Origin of the sequence: Microbacterium aoyamense, assembly GCF_023155855.1 — a bacterium.
In the GTDB taxonomy this organism is placed as follows: domain Bacteria; phylum Actinomycetota; class Actinomycetes; order Actinomycetales; family Microbacteriaceae; genus Microbacterium; species Microbacterium aoyamense.
In genome coordinates this window covers 265,436-291,100 of sequence record NZ_JAKNUT010000001.1, presented here as the reverse complement: position 1 = coordinate 291,100, position 25,665 = coordinate 265,436, and the positions used below count along the sequence as shown (strand labels likewise).

Here is a 25,665-nt window from a genome sequence, read left to right as displayed (position 1 = left end):
ATGGACGCACCGAAGCAGGTTGCTCACGGAGTCTGGCGACTGCAGAGTCCGATGCCCGAGGGGCACTGGATCGCAACGGCCGACGTCTACGCCATCATCGGCGACGACGGATCACTCCACCTCATCGACACGGGGTGGGACTCGGCGGCCAGCTGGGACGCGCTGAACGACTTCACTGCGGCGTTGGGTCAGGATGTGTCCCGCATCCGGTCGGTGACGATGACGCATCTGCACCAGGATCACCGCGGACTGGCCAACAGCATCCGGGAGCGCAGCGGGGCAGAGGTGCGCATGCATCGGGCGGACGCGACGACGCAGCATGCGCCCCGTGGCCCGAGCCCGGCGGAGCTCGCCGATTGGGGCGTTCCGCCGGAGATGACATCAGTGCTCATCCACGCGGAACCGCCACCCCCCGATGAGACGGTTGTGGACAGAATGCTGGAGGACGGCGAAGCTCTCCAGATCCCCGGCCGCGAGGCGTTCGTGGTGCACACGCCCGGGCACTCGCCAGGTTCGATCTGCGTCGCGATGCCTGTCGAGAAGATCGTGTTCACCGGTGACCACGTGCTGCCGGACTTCTATCCCGGGGTCGGTCTCAGTCCGAGCCGACCGGGGTTCGACGCGCTTGCCGAGTACCTGCAGTCTCTGCGTCGGCTCGTCGATCTCCGAGCCTGGCGCGGATTGCCGGGGCACGGGGACGCGATCGACGACCTCGGGGCGCGGATAGACGAGACGATCGCACATCAGATCCGTCGCGGCCAGCGAGCGCGTGATCGTCGCAAGAAGGCCCCGGGCGACTCGGTATGGGAGATCGCCGCCAGTCTTCCATGGGGTCCGGGGTGGGATGGACTCAGGGACTGGCACCGCGTCTCGGCACTGCGTCAGACGGCGATGCATCTCGCCTTCTCGGACGGGTTGAAAATCGATGACGATGGTATACTCTATACGTACGCAACCAATGGAGGCCGCGATGACCACGACCGAGACCACTAGCACCGGCTTCGAGCAGAAGCTCGCAACTGCGACCTTCACCGACGAGATGCTCGACGAAATGCGTGCCCTGATCGGCACCGAGCTGCGAACGGAAGGCTCGGTCAACAACGAGTACGCCGATCGTCACGCGATTCTGCGCTTCTGCGAGGGCATCGGCGACGGCAATCCGCTCTGGACGGACGAAGCCTACGCCGCCGATTCGGTGAACGGGGGAATCGTTGCGCCTCCCGCGTTCATCTTCGCGTGCCTCGGTTCCGTGCAGGTCGGCTGGCGCGGTCTGGGCGGCTTCCACGCCGAGACGGACATCGAGTTCTACAAGCCGATCCGTCTCGGCGACAAGATCACAGCGACGATCGTGTTCGATGGATTCGACGGACCGATCGAGGCGAGCAATTTCGCCGGACGTCGAATCAAGGACTACCTGCGGCAGGAGTACCGCAATCAGGACGGCGAGCTCGTCGCAAAGTTCATCTGCTCGCGGATGCGGTTCGAGCGCACCGAGATGCAGAAGAAGCGTGAAAGCCGCAAGATCGAGCTGCCGCACCCCTGGACGCCCGAGGAGATCGAACAGATCGAACACGACATCCTCGCGGAGACGCCACGTGGGTCGACCCCGCGGCTCTGGGAAGACGTGTCGGTCGGTGACGAGCTCGATGTCATCACGAAGGGGCCGATGGGTCTCAGTGACTTCATCGCCTTCATCGCCTCAGGTGCAGCCCCGATTCCGCGCATCGCAGCGCACGGCGTCGCGCTTCGTCGCTACGCAAAGCATCCCAAGTGGGCTTTCCGCGACCCCAACACTCACGCTCTCGAGCCCGTGTACGCCGTGCACTACAACGACTATGCGGCAAGTCTGCAGGGTGCTCAGGCGGCCTACGACGTCGGTGTGCAGCGCACGTCATGGGGAATCCAGCACCTCACCGACTGGATGGGGGACGCCGGCTTCCTCAAGAAGGTGCACGGTCAGTACCGCGCCCACGTCTACCTGTCGGATGTCGTTCGGTTCGGCGGGAAGATCGTCGATAAGTACATCGACGACGAAGGCGACCACGTCGTGAGCGTCGAGACCTGGGCCACCAACCAGCGCGGTCAGAACGTCATGCCAGGCTCGGCGATCATCAAGCTGCCCACCGCGGTCGGATCCGATGCTTGAAGGAGCTGAACCGTCGTGCGGTCGGACCACTCCTCTATTCGACCCGGAGGACTGCGGTTGTGATGGCACGGTCGATTCGGGTGATGCGATCGCTGCACTCCGCCCCTGATGACGAAGGTCGTCGTCCTGGTCGAGGAGTCGATCAGGACGGACCAGCGTGAAGGGCGATGAGGACGATGGACGCAGCTCGACTGTTTTCAGCCCTTGCGAACAGCGAACGACTGGCGATCGTCGACGCACTCGTGAAACGTTCGCCGCGTACGTGCGGGCCGACCATCTCGGAGATAGCGGGCGCGACTGACCTGTCGCGCTTCTCCGCCTCGAGACACCTCGCCATCCTCCGAAGCGCGGGGCTCGTGACCGCTGAGCGCGTCCGCGGCGGATTTCGGCATCGGATCAACGTGGACGGTTTGACCGCGATCGAGGATTGGGCATACGCAAGGTCATCCACCGTGCCGACGGCCGACGAGAGTACCTACGCGGTGCAACGTGCTTCGGCCGGCAACAACCTCCGTCAATCCAGTCTGAGATGCAACGGTTGAGAAGTCGGATCGCTGATTCATGCGGAGTCCCGGAGCCATGCGGACCGCAACTTTGCGAGCCACCTTCGCTGTTCTGCGCTGGGAAAGAGTTCACCGTGCATGGAACTTGAGTACGCGATCCGTTTGCGCGGGGATGAGGAACTCACGCCGATGCCCGCATGATGGCGGGAAGGTTTCGGGAAGAACTGCACCGCGATCGCTCCGTCCGAGCATGTGATTCAACATTCGTCACGACCGGATGTATGTGTGCACCAATGTGTGAACCGCGGTCCAGGAGCGCAGAGAACCCATCTCCGAGGTCACCGAGTGGTTCGCCCGCGGCGGCGCGTCGGGATCGCCGTTCGTATGCCCGTCCGCGCATCTGTGCCCCGTAGCGGGTCGTCAGTAGCGTGCGTCGTCGACGCGGTCGTGAAGGCCGCTCGCGCCGTGTACTCGGCGACCCGCGGGATTCCGCGCCGTCGGCGGGGGGCACGGGCCTCTGTTACGGGCAGATGAACATGCCGCGCCGGTCATGAGGCAAAAATGAGAAAACTCTAATGAAAGGCTTGGATTGTGATAATTTCCTCATAAACGAGTCCAAACCCCCATGGAGTCACGTTGTCGAGTCCCTCTGCCTCATCTGCTCATCTTGGCGCGCAGTCCGAGTCACGTCGCACTCCGGAGTGGCTTGCGCAGGAGAACCTGCCCCTCGCGAAGTACCTCGCCGTGGAGAAGGCGCGAGTCGCCCCGCACGTCGATCTCGACGACCTCATCTCGGCCGCCATGCTCGGCCTCGCGCGGGCCGCGCTGTCCTACGAGCCGGAGCGCGGCATCCCTTTCGGTGCCTTCGCGCGGAACCAGATCAATTGGGCGATCCTCGATGAGATGCGCGCCGCCGATCCTGCCGGTGAGCGCGGGCGTGTGAAGATCCAGCGGATCCGCACCGCGGGCGACGTGATTCTGGCCCGCACGGGGCGGGCCGCGACCCGCGCCGAATTGGCTGCGGAGTCCGGTCTGGCTGAGGACGTCGTGGCCGACGCTCTCAAGCTCGATGAGATGGTCCGCACGGCGACGAGCTTCGAGGCGCACTTCGACCCCGAGGCGGGGCGCGAGCCGGCCGACCTCACGGGGAGCATCATCCTCCCGGAGCACGCCGTGGAGGAGTCCGAGAACCACGCCATGCTGATGCGCCTCATCGATGCACTGCCCACGGCGATGCAGCACGTCATCCGAGGCATCTACATCGAGGATCGCACCGTGAAGGATCTCGCGGAGGAGCTCGAGGTGAGCCACCCGTACATCTCCAAGCTGCGTCGCAACGGACTCGAGCTCATGCGCGAAGCCATGGAGGAGTGGGAGACCGGCGACGCCGCCGACCGCGGCACCAAGACGCGCGCCGACTTCTTCGGTGCCGTCTTCGGGGCGCCGCGACGCGTGACCGCACGCTCGGGCGAACTGCTCGCAGCATCCTAACGATTCCGGCTCGTAAACGAGGAGAAAAGTCGGATTCGGCGGTTACGGGAGAGATCCTCGTCGCGATAGTGCCTGGTGTCGGCCCACGGATGGGCCGGTATCCGACCCCCAACCACGGAGGAAATCATGGGTCTTCAGATCGCAACCAACGTCGGCGCCCTCAACGCCTACCGCAACCTCTCGGCCAACCAGAGCGACGTGTCGAAGTCCCTCGAGAAGCTCTCGAGCGGTCTGCGCATCAACCGCGCGGCGGACGACGCCGCCGGCCTCGCCATCTCCGAGGGCCTGCGCTCGCAGGTCAACGGCCTGAACGTCGCCACGCGCAACGCGCAGGACGGCATCTCGGTCATCCAGACCGCGGAAGGTTCGCTCACCGAGGTGCACTCGATCCTGCAGCGCGTCCGCGACCTCGCGGTGCAGGCGGGCAACGACTCGAACAACGCCGACTCGCGCGCGGCGATCTCGACCGAGATCGAGGCGCTCGGCGAGGAGCTGACCCGCGTCGCGGCCAGCACGAACTTCAACGGCATCAAGCTGCTCGACGGCTCGAACGCCTCCCTCACCTTCCAGGTCGGCGCGGGCTCGACGGCCGCCGAGGACCAGATCGCCGTCACCCTCACCGACTTCTCGGGCCTGGGCGCGACCATCGGCGCGTTGGACGTCTCCGACGCCGCCAACGCGCTCACGTCGATCGCCGCCGTCGACGCCGAGATCGTCAGCGTCTCGACCGCTCGCGCCGACCTCGGTGCGCAGCAGAACCGCTTCGAGTCGACGATCAACTCGCTCCAGGTCTCGGCCGAGAACCTCGCCGCCGCCAAGAGCCGCATCGCCGACACCGACATGGCCGCCGAGATGGTGCGCTACACCGCCTCGAACATCCTGCAGCAGGCCGGTACGGCGATGCTCGCACAGGCGAACCAGTCGGGTCAGGGCGTTCTGCAGCTGCTCCGCTGAGTCGCTGAGAACATCTGGCGCGTACGGCGCCCGAGCGGACGTGCCTGGCCGCTCGGGCGCCGTCCTGTAGAACGACTCATCGCACGCGAGGAAGGCATTCGAGATGAAGATCGACGGCTTGGTCTCCGGGCTCCAGACAGCGGACATCATCGACGCGCTCATGAAGGTGAACGCGATCCCGCAGTCGCTGCTCTCGGCGAAGATCACCGACCGGAGCTCGGTGGTCACGAACCTGCAATCGCTCAACACCGGACTGCAGCAGCTGTTCGAGAAGGCGAAGACCGCCGCCTCCTCCGGTTCCCTCGCGGCCTTCACGGCGACCGCCTCGCACGAGAGCGTCACCGTCGTCGCGGGGGCGAAGGCGGGGGCGCTCTCGACGGACATCGTCGTGGATGCCACGGCCACCGCGCACTCGGTCGTCACCGCGGCGGCCCCCAGCGGCGCCTGGGGCGGGACCTACACGGTGGTCTCCGCGGACGGAACCACGACCGAGGTCACCGGCGTCGGTGCGAGCCCGCAGGATCTCGCGAAAGCGATCAATGCGGCGAAGACCGGCGTCACGGCGACGGTGATCCCCGCGGGGACGGATGCCGGCGGCTCACCGCTCTACCGCCTCCAGGTGACCTCCGACGAGACGGGCGCCGCTGCCGCATTCGCGCTGCACCGGGGCACGGCGGCTCAGGTCACGGCGGGCACGGCTGTGGACGTCGGCGCGGAGGCGGGCGCGGCCGTCATCGCGACGGGAGCCGATGCGCGCATCCGCCTGTACGCGGGCACAGCGGCCGAGCAGGTCCTCACGAGCGGCACGAACACGTTCGCGATCGCGGAGGACATCGACGTGACCGTGTCGCGAGCGAGCGCCGACCCGGTCACGGTGTCGGTGGCACGGGATGCGAAGGCTCAGACGGCGTCCGCAGAGGCGTTCGTGAAGGAGATCGCGGCCCTGCTCACCCGGATCGACAACGGGTCGAAGGCGACGATCGCCGACCAGGGCGAGAAGACGACGCTGGGTGTCTTCACCGGCGACAGCACGGTGCGCTCGCTGCGCACTGCTCTCACGGCAGCCGTTCAGGCGCCGGTCGACGGTATCTCACCCTCCACGCTCGGCATCTCGTTCGACCAGAAGGGCGTGCTGAGCTTCGACGCCGAGAAGTTCGCGCAAGCGCTCGCCGATGATCCCGACGCCGCCCAGCAGATGTTCTCGGCCATCGCCGGTCGCGTGGAGGCGACGACCTCGCAGTACTCCGACAAATACACCGGCCTGCTCACGCAGCGCATCACCGGCCAAGAAGCCGAGGTGAAGTCGCTCCGCACGCAGGTCGAGCGGTGGGACATCCGCCTCGAACAGCGTCGCGCGACGCTCGAGCGCACCTATGCGCAGCTGGAGGTCCAGCTGTCGACCCTCCAGTCGCAGTCGTCCTGGCTCGGCTCCCAACTCGAGGGGCTCGCGTCATCCTCGACCTCGTCATCCTGAACCCACTCACCGTAGGAAGGCCGAATCATGCGCATGTCTCCAGAACGCGCCCGGCAGGAGTACCTCGAGCAGCAGGTCGCGTCCGCGACCCCCGAGCGTCTTCTCACGATGCTCTACGACCGCCTTCTCGTCGACATCGATCGAGCGGCACTCGCGCAGGAGACGTCGGACTGGCTCGGCGCGGGCACACACCTGCTCCATGCCCAGCAGATCGTCGCCGAACTGAACGTGACGCTGAGCGATGAGTGGGCTGGATCCGCGGATCTGCGTGCGCTCTACACCTACCTCGCCGGCCGGATGGTCGTCGCGAACGTCTCGCGCGACCCCGCAGCCACCGCGGAGTGCCGCGACATCGTCGCTCCGCTGCGGGATGCCTGGCATCAGGCAGCGCAGCAGCCGGCCCTCGTCTGAACGACGTGAGCGAGAATCTCGCCGCGTGGGTGCGCCTGCTCGACCAGTTCGAGAGCGCGCTCGACGCCGCCGACGGCCACACGCCGCCCCAGGCGCTGGAGACCCCGACGGAACCGATCCCGGAGGAGATCCGCGAGCGCGCGGAGGCGATCCTGGCGCGGCAGCAGCTCATGATCGGCGGGGTGCTGGCGGCACGTGCCCAGGTCGCGCGCCAGTTGAACGCGCTGAGAAGAGTGCCGAGTCGCCAGACAGACGCGCCGGCGTACCTCGACGTCGAGGGCTGATCGCGAGACGGTTACGCGGGCGGTCGATGTCGCGATAGTCAACATCGAGCACGGATCGCTCGACGTCTGGCCACGGATCGGCTTCCCCCCAGCATCCGGAGTGCCGCCGTGCTCGAATCCGTCACCGCCACCGCGCTGTCCAGCGCCCTCGATGGGCTTGCGCTGCGTCAGCGAGCGATCGCCGACAACATCGCGAACATCAACACCCCCGACTACCACGCCAAGCGCGTCCAGTTCGAGGACGCGCTGCGCTCCGCGGTCTCCGCGGGATCCGGCGACGTGGATGCCACGACCGAGCGCTCGCTGGAACCCACGCGCCTCAACGGCAACAACGTGAACCTCGACACCGAGACCCTCTCGAACATCGACACCGTGCTGCGGTTCCAGTTCGCGACGCAGGCGCTGGACGGCCAGGCCACGTCCATCACCAAGGCGATCGGGCAGGCCTCGGCATGACGTTCGACGCGATCGGCATCGCCGGCACGGGACTGAACGTGCACCGCAAGTGGCTCGATGCGCTGAGCGACAACATCGCCAACGTCAACACGGCCCGGCCCGCGGGGGAGGAGCCCTTCCGCGAGAAGCTCGTCACCGTGCGTGCGGGCGCCGACGGCCCCGGCGTGTTCGTCGACGGCGTCGTGGAATCCGAGGCGCCGACCAAGATGGTCCACGACCCGACGCATCCGTATGCGGATGAGAACGGGTACGTGGAGTACCCGAACGTCGATCTCGGCGACCAGATGAGCATGCTCATCCTCGCGCAGCGCGGCTACGAGGCGAGCGCCGCCGTCGTCGACCGCGCGAAGACCTCCTACGAAGCCGCGCTTCAGATCGGACGCCGCTGATGTCGCTCGCGATCGATCCCGTCTCGACCGGCGGCACGGCATCGCTGTCGGCCCTCAGCTTCGAGCGCGCGGATGCCGCGGCATCCGACTCGTCGTTCGCCACGACGCTCACGGGCGCCGTCGAGAATCTGCAGCAGCTCCAATCCACGTCCAACGAACTCGCGGTCCAGGCCGTCACCGGCGACCTCACCGACATCCATCAGGCGACGATCGCCGCGGCGCGGGCATCGGTGACGCTCGATCTCGTCGTCGCCGTCCGCGACCGCAGCGTCGCGGCGTTCAACGACATCATGAGGATGCAGGCCTGATCCGATGCCGAAGATCATCACGAGTTCCTTCGACCGCGCCAAGCAGGTCGTCTCCGGGTTCACCCTCGCGCAGCGCACGATCGCCGTCATCGGCATCGCGCTGCTCGTCATGGGCGTCGTCGCGCTCGCGACGTGGCTGACCAGACCCCAGCTCAGCCCACTGTTCACGGGGCTGAGTGCGACAGACGCGTCCGCCGTCGTCGAGCAGCTCAAGTCCGCCGGTGTGTCGTACGAGCTGACCGAGGGGGGTGCGACGGTGCTCGTGCCCGACGACCAGGTCTATGCTCAGCGCCTCGCCGCTGCCGCCGCGGGGCTCCCCGGCGACAGCAGCGACGGCTACACCCTGCTCGATGAGATGGGCGTGACGGCGAGCGAGTTCCAGCAGTCGGTCACCTATAAGCGGGCGATCGAGGGTGAGCTGGCCGGCACGATCGGGGCGATGAACGGCATCACGACCGCGAGCGTCCAGCTCGCGATCCCCGAAGACAGCGTCTTCGTGGCTGAGCGGCAGGATCCGACGGCATCCGTGTTCGTGAAGACGCAGAGCGGCTCGGCGCTCTCGGAAGACCAGGTGCAGGCGATCGTGCACCTCACGAGCGCTGCCGTCCCCGGCATGAGTCCCGAGGACGTCGCGGTGACCGATCAGGATGGCCGGGTGCTGTCCGCGGTCGGAGGCGGCGTGGTCGGCGGCGCGTCGAAGCAGGCGAGCGAGCAGGAGGCGAGGGTCGCCGCGGCCGTCACCCAGATGCTGGACACGATCGTCGGTCCGGGCAACGCGACCGTCACCGTGGCCACGGACGTCGCGAACTCGACGTCCGAGCGGATGGAGGAGACCTACTCTGCTCCGGACGGTGACCTCACCCCCTCGGAGCAGACGAAGACCGAGACCTACACGGGCGGCGCCGGCGGCGACGCCGGGGTGCTCGGCCCTGACAACATCGCCGTCCCGAACACCGGCGACGGCGACGGCACGTACGAGCTCGAAGAGGTCACGCGCGCCAACGCCGTGAACAAGTCCACGGAGAAGATCGTGACCCCGGCCGGTGAGGTGACCCGCCAGAGTGTGAGCGTCGCGCTCAACCGAGGCGCTGTGGCGGGAGTGAACGCGGAGCAGATCGAGGCGCTCGTCGCGACGGCGGCCGGGATGGACCCCGAGCGGGGGGACTCGGTCGTGGTCGAGTTCGTCGAGTTCAGCGAGTCGGCCGCGACCGCCGCCCAGGACGCGCTGGCGCAGGCGGAGGCCGCACAGCGCGCACAGTTCGAGCAGGAGCTCCTGCGGACGGCGATCATCGGCGGCGCGATCCTGCTCGCCGCGGTGGCTGTCATCGTGACCCTCGTGGTGCGCCGCCGGATGCAGAGGCGCGTGCTGTACACCGACGACGGGCCCATCGAGTACCTCGCCTCGATGTCCGAGACCGAGGAGGAACGCCTCAAGGCCATCAAGGGCTGGAAGGACCCGCTCGCGGTGCAGCCCCCCGAGACGCCGAGAGCCCTGCCGCCCGCGATGCTCGACATCGAGGAGGAGCCTGAGGCCGACCAGGTGCTCGTCGAGCGTCGCCGGCGCGAGATCGACCAGATCGCCAAGTCCGACCCCGACGCGATCGCCGTGGCGCTGGCGAACATGATGGATGAGGCGACGGTATGAGCCTGCTCACCGACTCGGCGCCCACCGCAGCAGTCGCGACCGAGACGCCGGCAACGCCGGCGGCGCCCAGTGCCGAGATGAGCGGACTGCGGAAAGCCGCGATCGTGCTGCTGAACATGGACCGCGCGGCGAGCGCGGAGGTGCTCCGCCGCATGGGCGAAGCGCGCGCGGAGCTGCTCGCGGTCGAGCTCACTCAGCTCGGCGGCGTGGACGTCGCATCCACCGCCCGCGCCCTCGGTGCCTTCCGGCGCATCGCCGTCGGGGGCTCGGTCCCCTCGCGCGGCGGACAGGATCTCGCGACCGACCTGCTGGAGACGGCGTTCGGCCGTGAGAAGGCGGTCGGCATCGTCGGTCGGGTGATGTCGCAGGGGACGGTGTCGTTCGACTTCCTCAACGCGGCCGATCCCGCGCAGCTGGCCACGATCCTCGAGGGAGAGCTTCCGACCACGGTGGCGCTCGTGCTGGCCAATCTGCGCGCTGATCGTGCGGCATCCGTTCTGGCTGCTCTGCAGGATCCGCTTCGCACCGACGTCGCCCAGGCGATCGCCACGATGGGCACCGCGACGCAGGAGGCGATCTCGATCGTCGCCGAGTCGCTGCGCTCGCGCACGGGCGTCTTCGCGAGTCGCGACGACCATGAGTCGATCGGCGGTGTCCAGCCGCTCGTCGAGATCATCAACCGCGCCGACACGTCACTGGAGAAGTCGCTCCTGGCCAGTCTCGAGGGTCGGGACCTCGCACTGGCGGAGGACATCCGCAGTCGTATGGTGACCTTCGCCGACATCGTCCGGCTCGAGGATCGCGACGCGCAGCGCGTCCTCCGGGGCATCGACCTGCGCATGCTCGCGCTCGCACTCAAGGGCGCGGATGAGCAGATCGGCGAGGTCATCAGCCGCAACATGACCGAGCGCAATCGTGAGAATCTCAGCGAGGAGACCCGCACCCTGGGCCCCGTGCGGATGAGGCAGGTCGACGAAGCTCGTGCCGAGGTGGTGCGAATCATCCGCGAGTTGGAAGCCGCCGACGAGATCACGATCTCGCGCGAGGACGAGGACGAGCTCGTCGACTGAGGACGCCCCGGTTACGAGCAGGACGGATGTCGCGATAGTCAGCCGTGAGCACGGACCGCTCGCCGATCACGCCACGGACAGGCATCCCCCACGACCTCGGAGTGCTCATGGTGCTCGATTCCGGCTTCACACCGCACACGGTGCCTCGCATGGGCGAGCCGCTGATGGATGTGCGCGCTGAGGCGGAGCGCGCGCGGGTCCGCGGCTACGCCGATGGATTCGCGCAGGGACACCGTGTCGGACTCGAGCGGGCGCAGCGGGAGCAGGCGGCGGAGGCCGAGAGCGAGGGCAAGCGGCACGCGGCCGACCTCGCTGCGCGCGAGAGTGCGCTGCGCGCTCTCGGCGCGGCGCGCGATGAGCTCGACGAGCGCATCGGCACGCTGGGCGAGGTGTCGGCCGCGCGGATCGAAGCGCTCGCCGTCGAGCTCGCCGAGGCGATCCTCGGTGTCGAGCTCTCGGACCCGGCGCGCTCGGCCGCGCACGCCGTGCGGCGGGCGCTGGAGACCGTGGCGATCGACCTCTGGGTCCGAGTCGGATTCGACGAGCGCGATGCGCGGACCCTCCGCGATGACCCGGATGCCGCGAGCACGCTCGGCGGCATCGAGATCCGCGCAGTTCCGGGCCTCGGCCTCGGCAGCGCGATCGTCGAGATCGCAGGCGGCGCCGTCGACACCCGCGTGGCCGAGGGGCTCGAGCGGGCTCGCGCCGTGCTCGATGGCGATGAGGACGCCGAATCGCGGGACGCGGCATGACCTCCCCGACCGCGTCCTGGACGAGAGCGCTCGCGGCATCGCGCCCGGTCCGCTCCGGCACGGTGAGCGCCGTCGTCGGCCTGAGCGTCGAGGTCCGTGGCTTGGATGCGGCGGTCGGCGACCGCGTCTGCATCGACGCGGCCGAAGGTCGATCGGTGGATGCCGAGGTGGTGGCGGTGGATGACGCATCCGCCCGCTGCATGCCCCTCGGGCCCGTGGGCGGCATCGTCGCCCGAGCCCGGGTGCGCCACGCGGGTGCGCCGATGCAGGTCCCCACGGGGGGAGGGCTCCTCGGTCGCGTGCTGGACGGGCTCGGGCGCCCGATCGACGGCAAAGGCCCCCTCGACCGATCCGTGACGTACGCACCCCTGGAGCACGACGCGCCCAGCATCATGAATCGCCAGCGGATCGACCGTCAGCTGAGTCTCGGTGTACGGGTGCTCGACACGATGACACCCATCGGCGTGGGTCAGCGCGTGGGGCTGTTCGCGGGATCCGGCGTCGGCAAGTCGTCGCTGCTGTCGATGATCGCGCGAGGTTCGACCGCCGACGTCGCGGTGATCGCGCTGGTCGGCGAGCGCGGTCGCGAGGTCCGGGAGTTCCTCGAGGACGACCTGGGTGCCGAGGGGCTCGCGCGATCGGTCGTGGTCGTGGCGACCTCGGATCAGCCCGCGATGGCGCGGCTGCGCTCGGCCTTCGTCGCGACGCGCATCGCCGAGTCCTTCCGTGCGCAGGGAGCGGACGCCGTGCTGATGATGGACTCCCTCACACGCGTCGCGATGGCCCAGCGCGAGATCGGGCTGTCCGCGGGCGAACCGCCGGCGACACGCGGCTACCCGCCCTCGACCTTCTCGGTGCTCGCCCGCCTGCTCGAACGCGCCGGGACGGGGCCGACCGGATCCATCACGGGGCTCTACACGGTCCTCGTCGACGGCGACGACCACAACGAGCCGATCGCGGACGCGGCACGCGGCATCCTCGACGGCCACGTCGTGCTCGACCGCTCGCTCGCGATCCGCGGCCACTTCCCCGCGGTCGACGTGCTCGGATCGGTCTCGCGACTCGTCTCGAAGATCACGACCGACGGTCAGCGCGCGGACGCCGTGTCCCTGCGCAGCGTGCTCGCGGCACGCCGCGCGGCGGCGGATCTCATCGACATCGGCGCCTATCGCGAAGGCGCCAACCCGCTCGTCGATCGCGCGATCCTGCACGAGGGCGCGATCGACCGCTTCCTCACCCAGCGCGTCGACGACCTCGCGCACGCCGACGAATCCTGGCAGCACCTCGCTGCCGTCACCACCGAGTTCGGAAGGTTGGCCTCATGACTTTCTCCCTTGCAGCACTGCTGCGCGTGCGCGGCACGCAGGAACGAGTCGCCGCCGAGCAGCTGTCGCAAGCGGCGGCGGACCGCCGGCGCGTCGAAGGCGCGCGCGAGCGCGCTGCCGCGAGCCTCGCCGAGCTCGAGGACGTCATCCACGACAGGCAGCGGTTCATCGCGCTGGCCGCCGCGCGCGCAGCGGGGTTCAGTGCGCTCAACGAACTGCACATGCTCGCCGAGCTGCGCCGGAAAGACGAGGAGCGCGCCAAGGCCGCACACGTCGAGGCGCGACGTTCCCTGAGAGGACTCGAGCGCTTGGAGTCGACCTACCGCGCCGAGTCGGTGCGGGCCCGTCTCGCCGCCGAGCAGGTCGCGCTCGACGAGATCGCCGTCGCGCGCGCCGCGCGCCGCGCGGGGAGTGCCGCGTGAGCTCGTCGATGCGCACGCGGATCGCCGGCGCGCCCGGGTGGATCGGATGACCTCGTTGAGCGTGCTGCCGACCACGGCACCCGCGACGCAGGGTGCCGGTCCCGCCCCCGAGTGGGAGGGCGATACGGAGGGCGCCGTGTTCGGCGCCGTGTTGGCGTCGATGGATGCCGCGACCGACCAGCATCCGCCTCTTCTCGACGCCGAACTCGCGGACTCGGGTGCCGAGACGGTCGAGTCGTCCGCGTCCGACCGCGCGGCCGAGTCGTCCGCGGCGCCGATCTGGTTCGTTCCGGCAGGGCTCCTGCCTCCGCCGGAGGCGCTCCCCGCCGTGTCCGGTGACAAGGGTGGTTCCGTCGCCTCCGCATCGAGCGGCATCGCGTCGCTCGAGCTCCTGGCCCGCGCGCTGTCGATCGCGGCCGACGAGACTCCGCCGGCTGCCGGTACGACGACGGGGTCGGTCGCGGCGGTGCCGACGACGCCCGCTGCCCTTCCCATGCCCGCGCTCGCCGAGTCGGTCGACGGCGTCATGGTCGGCAAGCCCGCCGGCCGCTCGTCCGAGGCCGCACTCCGATCGACCGGGACGCCGTCGGCCGCCGCGACGGGGCCGGACGCGCCGACCGAGGCATCCGCTCCGCCCGCTGCGGCCCAGACGCACGCGCTGCGGATCCTGGAGCAGCCGGCGCTCGTTCCGACGGCGGGCGCTCCGGAGTCCTCTGCGCGGCAGACGGACGGAGGCGCCTCGGCATCGGCGGAGGGAACCGTCGCTCCGACGGTGAGCCTCGCGACGGCGACGGGCGCGCACTCCGCCGACGAGACGACCACTGCTCCCGTCGCGCCGCGGACGATCGCGTCCCAGGTGGCCCCGGCCGTCATCAGCATCGTCCAGCGGCCGGCCGGCACGCACCAGCTCACACTCACCGTGGCCCCCGAGTCCCTCGGCCCTGTCACGGTGCGCGCGCACATCGGCCAGGGCGGCGAGGTGAAGGTCGAGCTCATCGGCGCGACCGAGCTCGGACGGGACGCACTGCGCACGATCGTCGCAGAGCTCAGACGCGATCTCGCCGCCACGATGCCGCAGGCGACCCTCTCCTTGGGGGCCGGCGCAGGCGCGGACGCCGGAGCCGCCGATCGAGGGCCGCACACCGGCTCGGGCGAGGGATTCTCGCAGCAGCGCGGGGGCGACGACGCGCCCGCAGGACGATCCGGCGCTCCGTCGACCGGCGACGACGCGGATCAGCGTCCCACTCGCGCGACATCCCACCCCGCCACCGCAGGAATCGGCGTCGGACTCGACGTCCTCGTCTGATCGGAGAAACCCATGACCATCCCCGCCGTGGACGCGTCGCCCACCACCTCCCTGTACACACAGGCGCCGGTCGACCCGTCGTCCCGCACTCAGGCGATGGACGGGGAGCTGTTCCTGAAGCTCCTCGTCACGCAGCTGACCAACCAGGATCCGTCGAGCCCGATGGACACCAACGAGATGATCGCGCAGACCACCCAGCTGGCGATGATGGAGCAGCTCACCGCACTCTCCGACACAGGGGCCGAGTCCTTCGCGCTGAGCATGCGGCAGGCCGCAGCTGCGCTCGTCGGCCGGTCGGCGAGCTACGAAGACACCGCCGGGGCCACCATCACCGGCGTCGTCACGAGGGTGTCCTTCGACGGCCCGATCCCGCAGGTCACGATCGGCGGCAAAGACGTTCCTCTCGACTCCGTCACGGCCATCGCGGCCTAGTCCCGCAATCCCCTCCCCAGTCCCCACAGGAAGAGAACCCCATGCTCCGTTCGCTCTACTCCGGAATCTCCGGCCTCCGCTCGCACCAGACCATGCTCGATGTCACCGGCAACAACATCGCCAACGTGAACACGGCCGGATTCAAGGGCTCCTCGCTGCTGTTCCAGGACTCGCTGTCGCAGCTCGTGGGCAACCCCGGCATCCCCGACGATCAGGTGGGCGGCCGCAACCCCGCCCAGGTCGGCCTCGGGGTGCAGGTCGCGGGCATCCGCACGAACTTCGCCCAGGGATCGGCGCAGGCCACCGGCCGCGGCGGCGATCTGATGATCTCCGGCGACGGCTTCTTCGCGGTGCGCTCGGGAGGCGAGACGCTGTACACCCGGGCGGGCGGCTTCTCCTTCGACGCGACCGGGAAGATGGTGACCGCCGACGGAGCCGTGGTGCAGGGATGGGCGGCGCAGAACGGGGTGGTCGCCACCGGCCAGGCGCCTGGCGACATCGTCCTCCCGCTGGACGTGGTCTCTCCCGCCAGGGCGACGACGTCGGCGACCGTCACCGGCAACGTCCCGTCGTCGGCCGCGACGGGTGCGACGATCGTCCGCGACGTCACCGTCTACGACGCGCAGGGCACGGCCTCGACGCTGAGCCTGACATTCACCAAGACGGCGACGGGCTGGGATGTGACGGAGCCGACGAGCGGCGCGACGGGTTCGCTCTCGTTCACGGCCGGTGTGCAGACCGCTCCCGGGCTGACGCTGACGGCAGGCGCCCTCAGCATCGACCTCAGTGCCGTCACCGGCTATGCCGACATGACCACGGTCGCCGTGACGGAGCAGGACGGTGCGGCGGCGGGGACACTGAAGTCGTACAGCATCACCGGCGACGGCTCCATCGTCGGCACGTTCAGCAACGGGCGCACGCAGACGCTCGCGAAGATCGCCCTTGCGACGTTCGCCAACCCGGAGGGACTCGAGAAGGCCGGCGGGACGGCATTCCGCGTGTCGGTCAACTCCGGACCGGCCCAGATCGGCGTTCCGGGCGACGCGAGCTTCGGCAAGCTCGTCTCGGGCGCGCTCGAGATGAGCAACGTCGATCTCTCGCAGGAGTTCACCAACCTGATCGTCGCCCAGCGGGGATTCCAGGCCAATGCGCGCATCATCACGACCAGCGACGAAGTGCTGCAGGAGCTCACGCAGCTCAAGCGCTGAGACTCGTGCGACGCGGCCCGCTCCGGTTACCGGGGCGGGCCGCGTCGCGATAGTCGATGCAGACCCTCCCCGACCCGACATCCCCGGAAGTGCGCCCCCGATGATCACCGTCACCCGACTCGACAGGACGAGGTTCGCCGTGAACCCCGACTTGATCGAACGCGTCCACGAGGCGCCGGATACGACGCTGCTGATGGTCGACGGACACGTCTACGTGGTTGCGGAGAGCCTCGATGAGCTCACGGACCTCATCGTGTCGTACCGGGCCCGCGTCCTGGCGGCCGCGCACGCGCTCACGCCCTATCCGGAGGCCTGAGCGTGGACCCGTCCTTCATCATCGGCATCATCCTGGCGTTCGGGGCGCTGTACGCGATGATCACGATGGAGGGCGCGAGCGTCGATGCGCTGCTCCTCCCTGCGCCCATGATCCTCGTCCTCGGATCGACGATCGGCGTGGGCATCGCGAGCCACACGATCCGCGACACGATCCTCTCCGTCAAGAGCCTCGGACGCATGATCCGCGGGCCCAAGAAGACAGCCGCTTCCGTCATCCCCGCACTCGTCGGCTACGCCGAACGCGCACGTACCGAGGGGCTGCTGTCGCTGGAGCAGGAGGTCGAATCCGCGCCCGACGACTTCACGCGCAACGCGCTGCAGTCGCTGGCCGACGGCGCCGACGCCGAGGATCTCCGCACCGTCATGGACGACGAGATCTCGTCCGCCTCGACCCGCAACCGAGTGGCATCGAAGTTCTACTCGTCGCTCGGAGGGTATGCCCCGACGATCGGCATCGTGGGAACCGTCGTCTCGCTCACGCACGTGCTCGAGAACCTCGACGAGCCCGACCACCTCGGTCACATGATCGCGGCCGCATTCGTCGCGACGCTGTGGGGGCTGCTCTCGGCCAACTTCATCTGGAACCCCATCGCGGGTCGCCTGAATCGCATCGGCGCGGTGGAGGTGGAACGGATGAACCTCATCATGGAGGGCATGCTCGCCATCCACGCGGGTGCTGCTCCGCATCTCGTCGAAGAACGACTGCGCGCGCTCGCGGGTGTGAAGGAGAAGTCGAAGGACAAGTCCAAGAGCGCCGCGGATGGTGCGACGTGAGCGTCGCGCATCGCGCCGGCGGTCGCGGCCATGAGCCCGACGGGCACGATGAGCCCGACGAGCGCTGGGCTGTCTCGTACGCCGACATGGTCACCGTGCTGATGTGCCTGTTCATCGTGCTCTTCGCGATGTCGAGTGTGGATGCCGGCAAATTCGAGCAGCTGGCGAACAGCCTCGCGGAGGGCTTCGGCAAGGAGCCCACCGAAGGCGGCGCCGACACGACCGAGGGGCTCGTCATCCCCCCGGAGCTCGTCGCCGAGGAGGGCGTGACCGACCTCACTGCGCGGGCGGCCGTCGAATACGAGTCTCTGGAGGAGCTCCGGGAGCGGATGCGGCAAGCGCTCGCCCAGCACGGACTCGAGGGCACCGTCGACTTCGTCATCGACGAGCGGGGGCTCAAGGTCGGGCTCGTGGGCGCCGAGACGTTCTTCGCCGACAACAGCACGCAGCTGTCGACCGTCGCGCTCGCCGTGCTCGACGTCCTCGGCGACGTCGTGGCGAGCGTCGACAACCAGATCAGTGTCGAGGGCCACGCGGATCACCGGCAGCCGGTGGCGCCGTTCCCGACCAATTGGGAGCTCTCGAGCGGACGCTCCACGCAGGTGGCGAGATACCTGGTCGAGCACGAGGCCGTGTCCGGCGGCAGGGTCCGAGCGACGGGCTTCTCGGACACACGTCCGCTGGCCGACGGCGACAGCGCGGCGGCGCTCGCGAGCAATCGTCGCGTCGACATCGTCGTGGAATCACACGAGGAGGAGCAGGTGCGCGCGCTCATCCCCGCCCTCGTGGAAGCGGCGCACGCACCGTGACGTCCCTGACCCGTACGACCCCGGAGACCGAGATGATCGTCGCAACTTCACCGGATGATGCCATCGCGCGTCATCCGGAATACGACTTCCGCCGGCCCGTCCAGCTCGACCGAGAGAGCACCCGCCAGCTCGAGGCGGCATTCGAGGCGTTCGCGCGCCTGTGGTCGGCGCAGCTGACGGCCAAGATCAGGGTTCGTGCGCACCTCGCGTTCGAGGGCGTCGAGCTGATCTCGTACGAGGAGTACGCCGAAAGCCTGCCCGGGACCACGGCGATGGTGACAGGAGCCTTCGTCGAGCGCGAAGAGCCCTGCGTCGTGCAGTTCGGCCTGGACAGCGCGCTCATGTGGGTGGTGCAGATGATGGGCGGACGCGGCACGTCGCTCCCCGAGGCGCGGACCTTCACGCCGATCGAGCTCGCGCTCGTGCGCCACCTCATGGACGGGACGTTCGAGCACCTCTCGGCGAGTCTCGGGCCGCTGCTGCCGGGGGAGGTCGCGTTCGGGGCCGTCCATTACAGCCCTCAGTATCTGCAGGTGATCTCGGCGAGCGCCGACGTCATCGTCGCGCGCTACTCGATGCACCTCGGCGACGTCCGCAGGACGGCGACCGTCATGCTTCCCGCGTCTGCCGTCGTCGATCGCCTCGCGGAGAGCGGCAGAGGAGCAACCCCCGCTCACACGGCCGGGCAGACTCTCGACCAGCTGCACGCCACACCCACCGATGTGACGCTGCGACTGGCGCCCCTCACGATCGGCGCAGGCGACGTTCTCGACCTCGCGCCGGGCGACGTGCTGCGCCTGCCTCACCCCGAGACGAGGCCGTTCGAGCTCATGGTCGGCGCGGTGCCGATCGCCCACGCCACCACGGGTGCACGAGGGTCCCGCCTCGCCTGCACGATCACCGACATCCTCGAGGAGACCCATTCATGAGCACCTTCCAGGCGACTGCCGTCGCGGCGGCCATCGCCGGCCGGCTTCCCTTCGGACACCCCGTCGTCCCGAGCCCGACCACCGACCCGGGCGCTGACGGAACCGCCGTGGCCATCACCTTCGCGGGCGCGACGGGCGCGATGATCGCGATCCAGGTCATCGACCCCGGAGCGCTCCAGGACGGCTCACCCAAAGCGGACCTGGTCGACCGCCTGCATCCCGTCTTCGAGGCCGCCGTCGTCGTCCTGGGAGCCGGCGCGCTCGGCGACGGCCAGGAGGTCATCGCCGCCGAGGTGTTCACGGCTCCGGGCGCCGAGGTCTTCGACCTCGTGGGCATCGACGGCACGCTGGTCGCTCGCACCGCCGTGCGGATCGACGACGACCGGGCGGCCGGGCGCCCCGCCGCCCCCCAGCGCCTGAGCCGCATCGCGGGCGTCGAGATGGATCTCGTCGTCGAGATCGGCCGGACCCGGATGCCCGTGCGCGATGTGCTGTCGCTGGAACCCGGACGCGTCGTCGAACTCGACCGCGCTGCCGGCTCGCCCGCCGACATCAAGCTCAACGGCCGGCTCATCGGCTACGGCACGGTGGTCGTCGCGGACGGCGACTTCGCGGTCCGTGTCGAGCGCATCCTGGACACCGCGGAGAGCGCCTGAGCATGGAGGACCTGCTCATCGCCGTCCGCGCGATCGTCTCGCTCGCCGCGGTGCTCGGCCTGCTGCTGTGGCTGACGCACCGCATCAAGAAGCGGCAGTCGGGAGGTGCCGGCCGAGGTGCGCTCACGCCGTCGCTGAAGAAGCTCTCGGCGCTGATCCCTCTGCGGCCCGCGCCTCCCGCCGCGGCGCCGCGTCCGGAGCGGATCACGGTCGTCGCCCGGTCGGGCCTCAGCAGCAAGGCCCAGCTGGTCGTCGCCGAGTTCGGCGGCATCCGCTACGTCCTGGGCGTCACCGAGCATGGAGTGAGCGTCGTCGACACGCAAGAGGCAGCGCCCGCGTGGGACGCGGATGCCGACGCGTCGGCCGATCGCGAGAGCACGTCGCTCAAGCCGGTGGCCTGAGCGGTTACGGCCTGACGCGACCGTCGCGATAGTCGGGTCGAGCACGGATCGCTCGTCCCCCTGGCTATGGATCGGCCACGACACCCTTTCTCGGAGTGCCGACGTGCCCGGATCCACCCTCGCCGTTCCGACGCGACCGCGTCCGGGGCGCGCGTCGCGTCGCACGACCGTCGTCGTCGCGGCCGGTCTGGTCACTGCCGTGATCCTGCTCGCATCGGACGCGACCGGCGCGCACGCCGCGGTGACTCCCGCGCCCGGCGAGGGCGTGTCGATCAACGGCATCAACGGCACGCCGTCCGACAGCATCATGACGCTGCTGGGCATCACGGTGCTCAGCGTGGCGCCCGCACTCCTGCTGATGATGAGCAGCTTCACGAAGATCTTCGTGGTGCTCGCCCTGACGCGGAACGCGCTCTCGCTGCCGTCGATCCCCCCGAATCAGGTGCTGGCGGGCCTCAGCCTCTTCCTGACGCTGTTCATCATGTGGCCCGTGCTGATGGACATCAACACCGTCGCCGTCGTCCCTTTCACCGAGGGGCGGATCGACTTCGGTCAGGCGTTCGATCTGGCCCAAGTGCCGTTGAAGGAATGGATGCTGGGCTACACCCGCGAGGAGGACATCGCCCTGATGTACCGCGCGGCGGGGATGGACAACCCGGCCGACCCGGCGAGCATCCCGCTCTACTCGCTCGTCCCCGCCTTCATGATCAGCGAGCTGAAGGCCGCATTCCTCATCGGCTTCATCGTGTTCGTCCCGTTCCTCGTCATCGACCTCGTCGTCGCGAGCGCGCTCATGGCGATGGGCATGATGATGCTCCCGCCCGTCATGATCTCGCTCCCGTTCAAGATCCTCCTGTTCCTGCTGGTCGACGGGTGGGGCATGGTCGTGACCGCGGTCCTGCAGTCCTACGGGGGTGGCGGATGAGTCCGGAATCCGTCATCGACATCGGCCTGGCATCCCTCCTGGTCGCCGCGAAGCTCTGCGCCCCGCTCCTCATCACGGCGCTCGTCGTCGGCTTCGCGGTGTCGCTTCTGCAATCGATCACGCAGGTGCAGGAGATGACGATCTCGTTCGTGCCCAAACTCATCGCGGTCGGCATCGCGCTTCTCGTGTGCGGCCAGTGGATGATCGCCGAGATGATCGCGTTCACGCACGAGATCTTCGCCCGCATCCCGTTCCTCCTGGGGAGCGGCTGATGAACATTCCGATCGACTTCACCTGGCTCGAGGCGACGGCGCTGGCGTGCGTGCGGATCACCGCCTTCCTGGTGTTCGCGCCGCCGTTCAGCCACACCGCCGTGCCGATGCGGATCCGTGCGATGCTCGGCATCGGTCTGGGGCTCGCCGTGTCGCCGGTCGCCGCAGCGGGCTATGAGCGGCTGGACACGGGCGGATTCCTCCTCGCCCTCGTGGGGCAGGCGATCACGGGAGCCCTGCTCGGATTCCTCGTCATGGTGATCTTCAGCGCCATCCAAGGCTCCGGCTTCCTCATCGACACGTTCGGGGGATTCCAGCTCGCTCAAGCGTTCGACCCCGGGATGGCGATCAACGGCGCGCAGTTCACGCGACTCTTCCAGATGACGGCGATCGTCCTGCTCTTCGCCTCCGACGGGTATCAACTCGTGCTCGGCGGGCTCTTCCGCTCGTTCGACGCGGTCCCCGTCACAGGCATGATCGACCTGGCCCGCCCCACCGAGGCGCTCGTCGGGGCAGTCGGGCAGATGATGCTGAGCGCCGTGCAGATCGCCGGTCCCCTGCTCATCGTGCTGTTCCTCGCTGACGTCGGACTCGGCCTCGTGACCCGGGTGGCTCCCGCTCTCAACGCCTTCGCGATGGGCTTCCCCGTCAAGATCCTCCTCACGCTTCTGCTCGTCGGCCTCGTCTACATCGCACTTCCGAGCGTCGTCGCCGCGCTCGCGCAGAACGCGGCCCTGACACTGCTGGAGGTGAGCCGATGAGCGACTCCGACAGCGGTGAGCGCACCGAGCGCGCCACCGACCGCAAGCTCAAGGAGGCGTACCGGAAGGGTCAGGTCGGGCGCAGCCAGGACTTCACCGCCTGGGTGTGCATCGGCTCCGCGGCGGTCATGATCCCATCGACGATCAGCGCGGCCACTCCGGTGCTCACGGAGCAGATGCTGACCGTCGCGCGCGTCGCGCAGCATCCTGATCCCTTCCTCGCCGTCGAGACGCTCGGAGCCGCGCTCGCGGCGATCGGCGGCATCCTCATGCCCATGCTCCTGGTCGTCGTGCTCGCGACCACCGCGACGGCGGTCGCGCAGGGCGGGGTGCACCTGCGCGGGGTGCCGATGCGCTTCGAGCAGTTCGATGTCGTCGCGGGGCTGCAGCGGGTTCTCGGGCGGCACGCCCTCTGGGAGGGCGCGAAGGCACTGCTGAAGACCCTCGCGATCGGCGCCGTCCTGTGGATCGTGGTCTCGGGACTCGTCCCCGTCCTCATGGACACCGGAAGGCACAACATCACCTGGCTGATGCAGCAGGCGAACGGAGGGGTCGTCGCCCTGCTCCAGGTGGCCGTCGTCGTGGGCGTCGTCCTGGCCGCCCTCGACGTCATGGTCGTGATGCGCCGCAACCGCAAGCACACCCACATGACGAAGAAGGAAGCCAAGGACGAGCACAAGAAGACCGAGGGCGATCCTCTCGTGCGCTCACAGCGTCGGTCGCGGCAGCTGGCGATGAGCCGCAACCGCATGATCGGTGCTGTCGGGGACAGCGATGTCGTGCTCCTGAACCCGACGCATGTGGCCGTCGCCCTCCGTTACGAACCCGGCAAGTCGGCACCCCGCGTCGTCGCGAAGGGGGCCGGCGTCGTCGCCCAGAAGATCCGCGAGAAGGCCGAGGCAGCGGGGGTCCCGATGGTGCGCGACATCCCTCTCGCCCGCGCACTGCACGCGGCATGCGACATCGGGCGCGAGATCCCGGTCGAGCTGTACACCGCCGTCGCGCAGGTGCTGGCCTTCGTCGACCACCTGAAGCGCCGAGGCTCGCCGAGAGGGACGCACACGATGCCGGCCGCGAGCCTGCGGAACAGGGGACTGTGATGAGCGAGACCCGTCGGCGACGACACGAAGTATCAGGATCCAGGAGGCGGTGCGCATGATCGGTCAGCTGTTGTCGCGGAGCGCGGTGCCGATCGGCGTCGTGGGGATCATCCTCCTCCTCATCGTCCCGATCCCGACGCCCCTGCTCGATGTCCTGATCGTGCTGAACATCGTCTTCGCGCTGCTGATCCTGCTGACGGCGATGTTCGCGAAGAAGCCGCTCGACTTCTCCGTGTTCCCCAGCCTGCTGCTGGTGGCGACGCTGTTCCGCCTCGGGCTCAACGTGGCATCCACCCGACTCATCCTCGGCGAGGCGCACGCCGGCGCGGTGATCGAGGCGTTCGGAGAGATCACGATCAGCGGATCGCTCATCATCGGCGCCGTCATCTTCCTCATCCTCACCGTCATCCAGTTCGTCGTCGTCACGAAGGGCGCCGAGCGCGTCGCGGAGGTCGGGGCGCGCTTCACGCTGGATGCGATGCCGGGCAAGCAGATGGCGATCGACGCCGATCTCAATGCGGGCCTCATCACCGAGGCCGAAGCGCGCAGTCGCCGCGCGGAGGTCGCGGCGGAAGCGGACTTCTACGGTGCGATGGACGGCGCATCGAAGTTCGTCAAGGGCGATGCGATCGCGGGGATCGTCATCGTCGTCATCAACTTCGTGGGCGGCATCATCATCGGGATGGTGCAGCGGGGGATGGATGCCGCGGAGGCCCTGCAGACCTACAGTGTGCTCACGATCGGCGACGGACTGGTGACGCAGATCCCCGCACTGCTGATGGCGGTCGCGACGGGCATGATCGTCACGCGCGAGAACACCGAGGCGGAGATCGGTCAGGCGGCCGCGCGTCAGCTCATGCAGTCGCGCAACGCACTGCTGATCGCGGGGCTCGCGGCCATCGCGATGGGACTCATCCCGGGGATGCCCCTTCTCGCCTTCCTCGCGATCGGCGGTGTGCTCGTGTTCGCCGCGTCCCGTGTGAAGGCGCGGCAGGCTCGGGAGGCGGCGGCCGAGGTGGACGCCGAGGCACAGGCGGCGGATCCCGCCGCGGAAGGCCCGGAAGAGCTGATGGATCGGATGCGCGTGCACGCGGTCGAGATCTCGCTCTCGCCGGACATCGTCGATCTCGCCGCGGGTGGCGCGAGCGATCTGCTCACGCGCGTCAAGTCCCTGCGCCGCAAGCTCGCTCTCGAGATCGGCTTCCTGATGCCGCCTGTGCGAACCAGGGACAACGTCGACCTGCCCGCGGAGACCTACGCGATCCTGATCGCGGGCGTGGAGTGCGGGCGGGGGAGCGTGCCTCGTGGCCATGTGCTTGCGATCGGCACGGACCTCGAACAGCTGCCGGGCTCGCCGGTCGTGGATCCCGTCTTCGGACTGGAGGGCAAATGGGTCCGGACCGAACTCTCGCACGCTGCCGACATGGCCGGGGCGACGGTGATCGACCGCGCGAGCGTGATCATCACGCACCTCTCCGACATCGTCCAGGCGCAGGCGGCGCGGCTGCTGTCGCTCGAGGATGTCCGCCAGCTGACCGACCACCTGAAGCAGACGCACCCGACGACCGTCGAAGAGGTGACGCCGGCGGTGTTGTCGCTCGCGGCCATCCAGCGCGTGCTCGCCGGTCTTCTCGCTGAGCGCGTTCCCATCGTCGATCTCGCGCGGATCTACGAGGCCCTCGCTCTGCGGGGCAAGACCACGACCGACACACCGCTGCTGGTGGAGGCCGCGCGGGCAGCGCTCGGGCCGGCCGTGTCGGCGCGATTCGCGCACGATGGGCGTATCCGCGTCGTCATGTTCGATCCGCTGCTCGAGCAGCAGATGCTGGAGGGAAAGCGCGTCGTCGACGGCAATCCGCAGATCGTGCTGTCGGCGGACATCACCATGAACATGCTCGAAAGCGCGCGACGCGTCGTCGGGGAGCTCGATCACAGCGGACCCGAGCCGGTTCTGGTCTGTGCGTCGTCGCTCCGGCTCGCCGTGCACAAGCTGGTCTCGGCACAGACCGGCGGGCTTCCGGTGCTGTCGTACGACGAAGCCGCCGCCGGAGGCCAGACCACCGACGTCGTGGGGGTGATCCGATTGACCCAACCCGCCCTTCCCGGCGTGGGCAGCTGACCCGGAT

The 25,665-nt window shown here is 68.8% G+C and carries 30 protein-coding genes; all 30 read left to right on the top strand.

Features of this window, described 5'->3' with window-relative positions:
• A complete protein-coding gene (locus MA876_RS01810; RefSeq protein WP_248145507.1) occupies positions 1–993 on the top strand; it encodes an MBL fold metallo-hydrolase in 993 nt (330 codons plus the stop codon).
• The gene (locus MA876_RS01805; protein ID WP_248145498.1) at positions 971–2,146 is read left to right on the top strand and encodes an FAS1-like dehydratase domain-containing protein; all 1,176 of its coding nucleotides are present in this window, start codon (positions 971–973) and stop codon (positions 2,144–2,146) included. Before MA876_RS01810 ends, MA876_RS01805 begins: the two co-directional genes overlap by 23 nt.
• Positions 2,147–2,313: 167 nt before the next feature.
• Positions 2,314–2,688 (top strand): ArsR/SmtB family transcription factor, encoded by a 375-nt coding sequence (locus MA876_RS19370; protein ID WP_372491469.1) that lies wholly within the window; start codon positions 2,314–2,316, stop codon positions 2,686–2,688.
• A gap of 597 nt (positions 2,689–3,285) precedes the next feature.
• Positions 3,286–4,140, top strand: coding sequence for a sigma-70 family RNA polymerase sigma factor (locus tag MA876_RS01800; protein WP_275561602.1), 855 nt, complete (start codon positions 3,286–3,288; stop codon positions 4,138–4,140).
• A 126-nt stretch (positions 4,141–4,266) separates the two neighbouring features.
• Complete coding sequence (locus MA876_RS01795; RefSeq protein WP_248145494.1) at positions 4,267–5,094, top strand: flagellin N-terminal helical domain-containing protein; 828 nt, start codon at positions 4,267–4,269, stop codon at positions 5,092–5,094.
• Positions 5,095–5,197: 103 nt separating this feature from the next.
• Complete coding sequence (gene fliD / locus MA876_RS01790; protein ID WP_248145492.1) at positions 5,198–6,568, top strand: flagellar filament capping protein FliD; 1,371 nt, start codon at positions 5,198–5,200, stop codon at positions 6,566–6,568.
• Positions 6,569–6,601: 33 nt separating this feature from the next.
• Positions 6,602–6,979 carry a flagellar export chaperone FliS gene (gene fliS / locus MA876_RS01785; protein WP_248145484.1) on the top strand — a complete coding sequence of 126 codons (378 nt, stop codon included), beginning with the start codon at positions 6,602–6,604 and terminating at the stop codon, positions 6,977–6,979.
• Between the two features lie 5 nt (positions 6,980–6,984).
• Positions 6,985–7,263 carry a hypothetical protein gene (locus MA876_RS01780; RefSeq protein ID WP_248145482.1) on the top strand — a complete coding sequence of 93 codons (279 nt, stop codon included), beginning with the start codon at positions 6,985–6,987 and terminating at the stop codon, positions 7,261–7,263.
• A 108-nt stretch (positions 7,264–7,371) separates the two neighbouring features.
• On the top strand, positions 7,372–7,719 hold the full coding sequence (flgB, locus tag MA876_RS01775; protein WP_248145480.1) for a flagellar basal body rod protein FlgB: 348 nt from the start codon (positions 7,372–7,374) through the stop codon (positions 7,717–7,719).
• The gene (locus tag MA876_RS01770) at positions 7,716–8,108 is read left to right on the top strand and encodes a flagellar basal body rod protein FlgC (protein ID WP_248145478.1); all 393 of its coding nucleotides are present in this window, start codon (positions 7,716–7,718) and stop codon (positions 8,106–8,108) included. The genes flgB and MA876_RS01770 overlap by 4 nt, the downstream gene beginning before the upstream one ends.
• On the top strand, positions 8,108–8,416 hold the full coding sequence (gene fliE, locus MA876_RS01765; RefSeq protein ID WP_248145476.1) for a flagellar hook-basal body complex protein FliE: 309 nt from the start codon (positions 8,108–8,110) through the stop codon (positions 8,414–8,416). The genes MA876_RS01770 and fliE overlap by 1 nt, the downstream gene beginning before the upstream one ends.
• Before the next feature lie 4 nt (positions 8,417–8,420).
• The gene (fliF, locus tag MA876_RS01760) at positions 8,421–10,061 is read left to right on the top strand and encodes a flagellar basal-body MS-ring/collar protein FliF (protein WP_248145474.1); all 1,641 of its coding nucleotides are present in this window, start codon (positions 8,421–8,423) and stop codon (positions 10,059–10,061) included.
• Entirely contained in the window at positions 10,058–11,131 is a 1,074-nt protein-coding gene (gene fliG, locus MA876_RS01755) for a flagellar motor switch protein FliG (protein WP_248145473.1), read from the top strand. The genes fliF and fliG overlap by 4 nt, the downstream gene beginning before the upstream one ends.
• A 44-nt stretch (positions 11,132–11,175) precedes the next feature.
• Entirely contained in the window at positions 11,176–11,883 is a 708-nt protein-coding gene (locus MA876_RS01750) for a FliH/SctL family protein (RefSeq protein ID WP_248145471.1), read from the top strand.
• Positions 11,880–13,208, top strand: a complete 1,329-nt coding sequence (locus MA876_RS01745) for a FliI/YscN family ATPase (protein WP_248145469.1) — start codon at positions 11,880–11,882, stop codon at positions 13,206–13,208. Before MA876_RS01750 ends, MA876_RS01745 begins: the two co-directional genes overlap by 4 nt.
• Entirely contained in the window at positions 13,205–13,630 is a 426-nt protein-coding gene (locus MA876_RS01740; protein ID WP_248145467.1) for a hypothetical protein, read from the top strand. Before MA876_RS01745 ends, MA876_RS01740 begins: the two co-directional genes overlap by 4 nt.
• 46 nt (positions 13,631–13,676) lie before the next feature.
• Positions 13,677–14,936: a flagellar hook-length control protein FliK gene (locus MA876_RS01735; protein WP_248145465.1), complete on the top strand. Its 1,260-nt coding sequence runs from the start codon at positions 13,677–13,679 to the stop codon at positions 14,934–14,936.
• Positions 14,937–14,948: 12 nt separating this feature from the next.
• Positions 14,949–15,368, top strand: coding sequence for a flagellar hook assembly protein FlgD (locus MA876_RS01730; protein ID WP_248145463.1), 420 nt, complete (start codon positions 14,949–14,951; stop codon positions 15,366–15,368).
• Positions 15,369–15,409: 41 nt separating this feature from the next.
• Entirely contained in the window at positions 15,410–16,576 is a 1,167-nt protein-coding gene (locus MA876_RS01725) for a flagellar hook protein FlgE (protein ID WP_248145461.1), read from the top strand.
• A gap of 100 nt (positions 16,577–16,676) precedes the next feature.
• A complete protein-coding gene (locus MA876_RS01720) occupies positions 16,677–16,892 on the top strand; it encodes a flagellar FlbD family protein (protein WP_248145459.1) in 216 nt (71 codons plus the stop codon).
• A gap of 2 nt (positions 16,893–16,894) precedes the next feature.
• Positions 16,895–17,686, top strand: a complete 792-nt coding sequence (locus MA876_RS01715) for a motility protein A (RefSeq protein WP_248145457.1) — start codon at positions 16,895–16,897, stop codon at positions 17,684–17,686.
• Positions 17,683–18,495 carry an OmpA/MotB family protein gene (locus tag MA876_RS19200; RefSeq protein ID WP_248145455.1) on the top strand — a complete coding sequence of 271 codons (813 nt, stop codon included), beginning with the start codon at positions 17,683–17,685 and terminating at the stop codon, positions 18,493–18,495. The genes MA876_RS01715 and MA876_RS19200 overlap by 4 nt, the downstream gene beginning before the upstream one ends.
• A gap of 32 nt (positions 18,496–18,527) precedes the next feature.
• Positions 18,528–19,424, top strand: coding sequence for a flagellar motor switch protein FliM (locus MA876_RS01705; protein WP_248145453.1), 897 nt, complete (start codon positions 18,528–18,530; stop codon positions 19,422–19,424).
• Entirely contained in the window at positions 19,421–20,080 is a 660-nt protein-coding gene (locus MA876_RS01700) for a FliM/FliN family flagellar motor switch protein (protein ID WP_248145451.1), read from the top strand. Before MA876_RS01705 ends, MA876_RS01700 begins: the two co-directional genes overlap by 4 nt.
• 2 nt (positions 20,081–20,082) lie before the next feature.
• On the top strand, positions 20,083–20,481 hold the full coding sequence (locus MA876_RS01695; RefSeq protein WP_248145449.1) for a flagellar biosynthetic protein FliO: 399 nt from the start codon (positions 20,083–20,085) through the stop codon (positions 20,479–20,481).
• Positions 20,482–20,584: 103 nt separating this feature from the next.
• The gene (gene fliP, locus MA876_RS01690; RefSeq protein ID WP_372491468.1) at positions 20,585–21,406 is read left to right on the top strand and encodes a flagellar type III secretion system pore protein FliP; all 822 of its coding nucleotides are present in this window, start codon (positions 20,585–20,587) and stop codon (positions 21,404–21,406) included.
• Positions 21,403–21,678: a flagellar biosynthesis protein FliQ gene (gene fliQ, locus MA876_RS01685; protein WP_248145447.1), complete on the top strand. Its 276-nt coding sequence runs from the start codon at positions 21,403–21,405 to the stop codon at positions 21,676–21,678. Before fliP ends, fliQ begins: the two co-directional genes overlap by 4 nt.
• Complete coding sequence (locus tag MA876_RS01680; RefSeq protein WP_248145445.1) at positions 21,678–22,439, top strand: flagellar biosynthetic protein FliR; 762 nt, start codon at positions 21,678–21,680, stop codon at positions 22,437–22,439. The genes fliQ and MA876_RS01680 overlap by 1 nt, the downstream gene beginning before the upstream one ends.
• Complete coding sequence (locus MA876_RS01675) at positions 22,436–23,539, top strand: EscU/YscU/HrcU family type III secretion system export apparatus switch protein (RefSeq protein ID WP_248145444.1); 1,104 nt, start codon at positions 22,436–22,438, stop codon at positions 23,537–23,539. The genes MA876_RS01680 and MA876_RS01675 overlap by 4 nt, the downstream gene beginning before the upstream one ends.
• A 55-nt stretch (positions 23,540–23,594) precedes the next feature.
• Positions 23,595–25,658 carry a flagellar biosynthesis protein FlhA gene (locus MA876_RS01670; protein WP_248145442.1) on the top strand — a complete coding sequence of 688 codons (2,064 nt, stop codon included), beginning with the start codon at positions 23,595–23,597 and terminating at the stop codon, positions 25,656–25,658.
• Positions 25,659–25,665 lie beyond the last annotated feature (7 nt).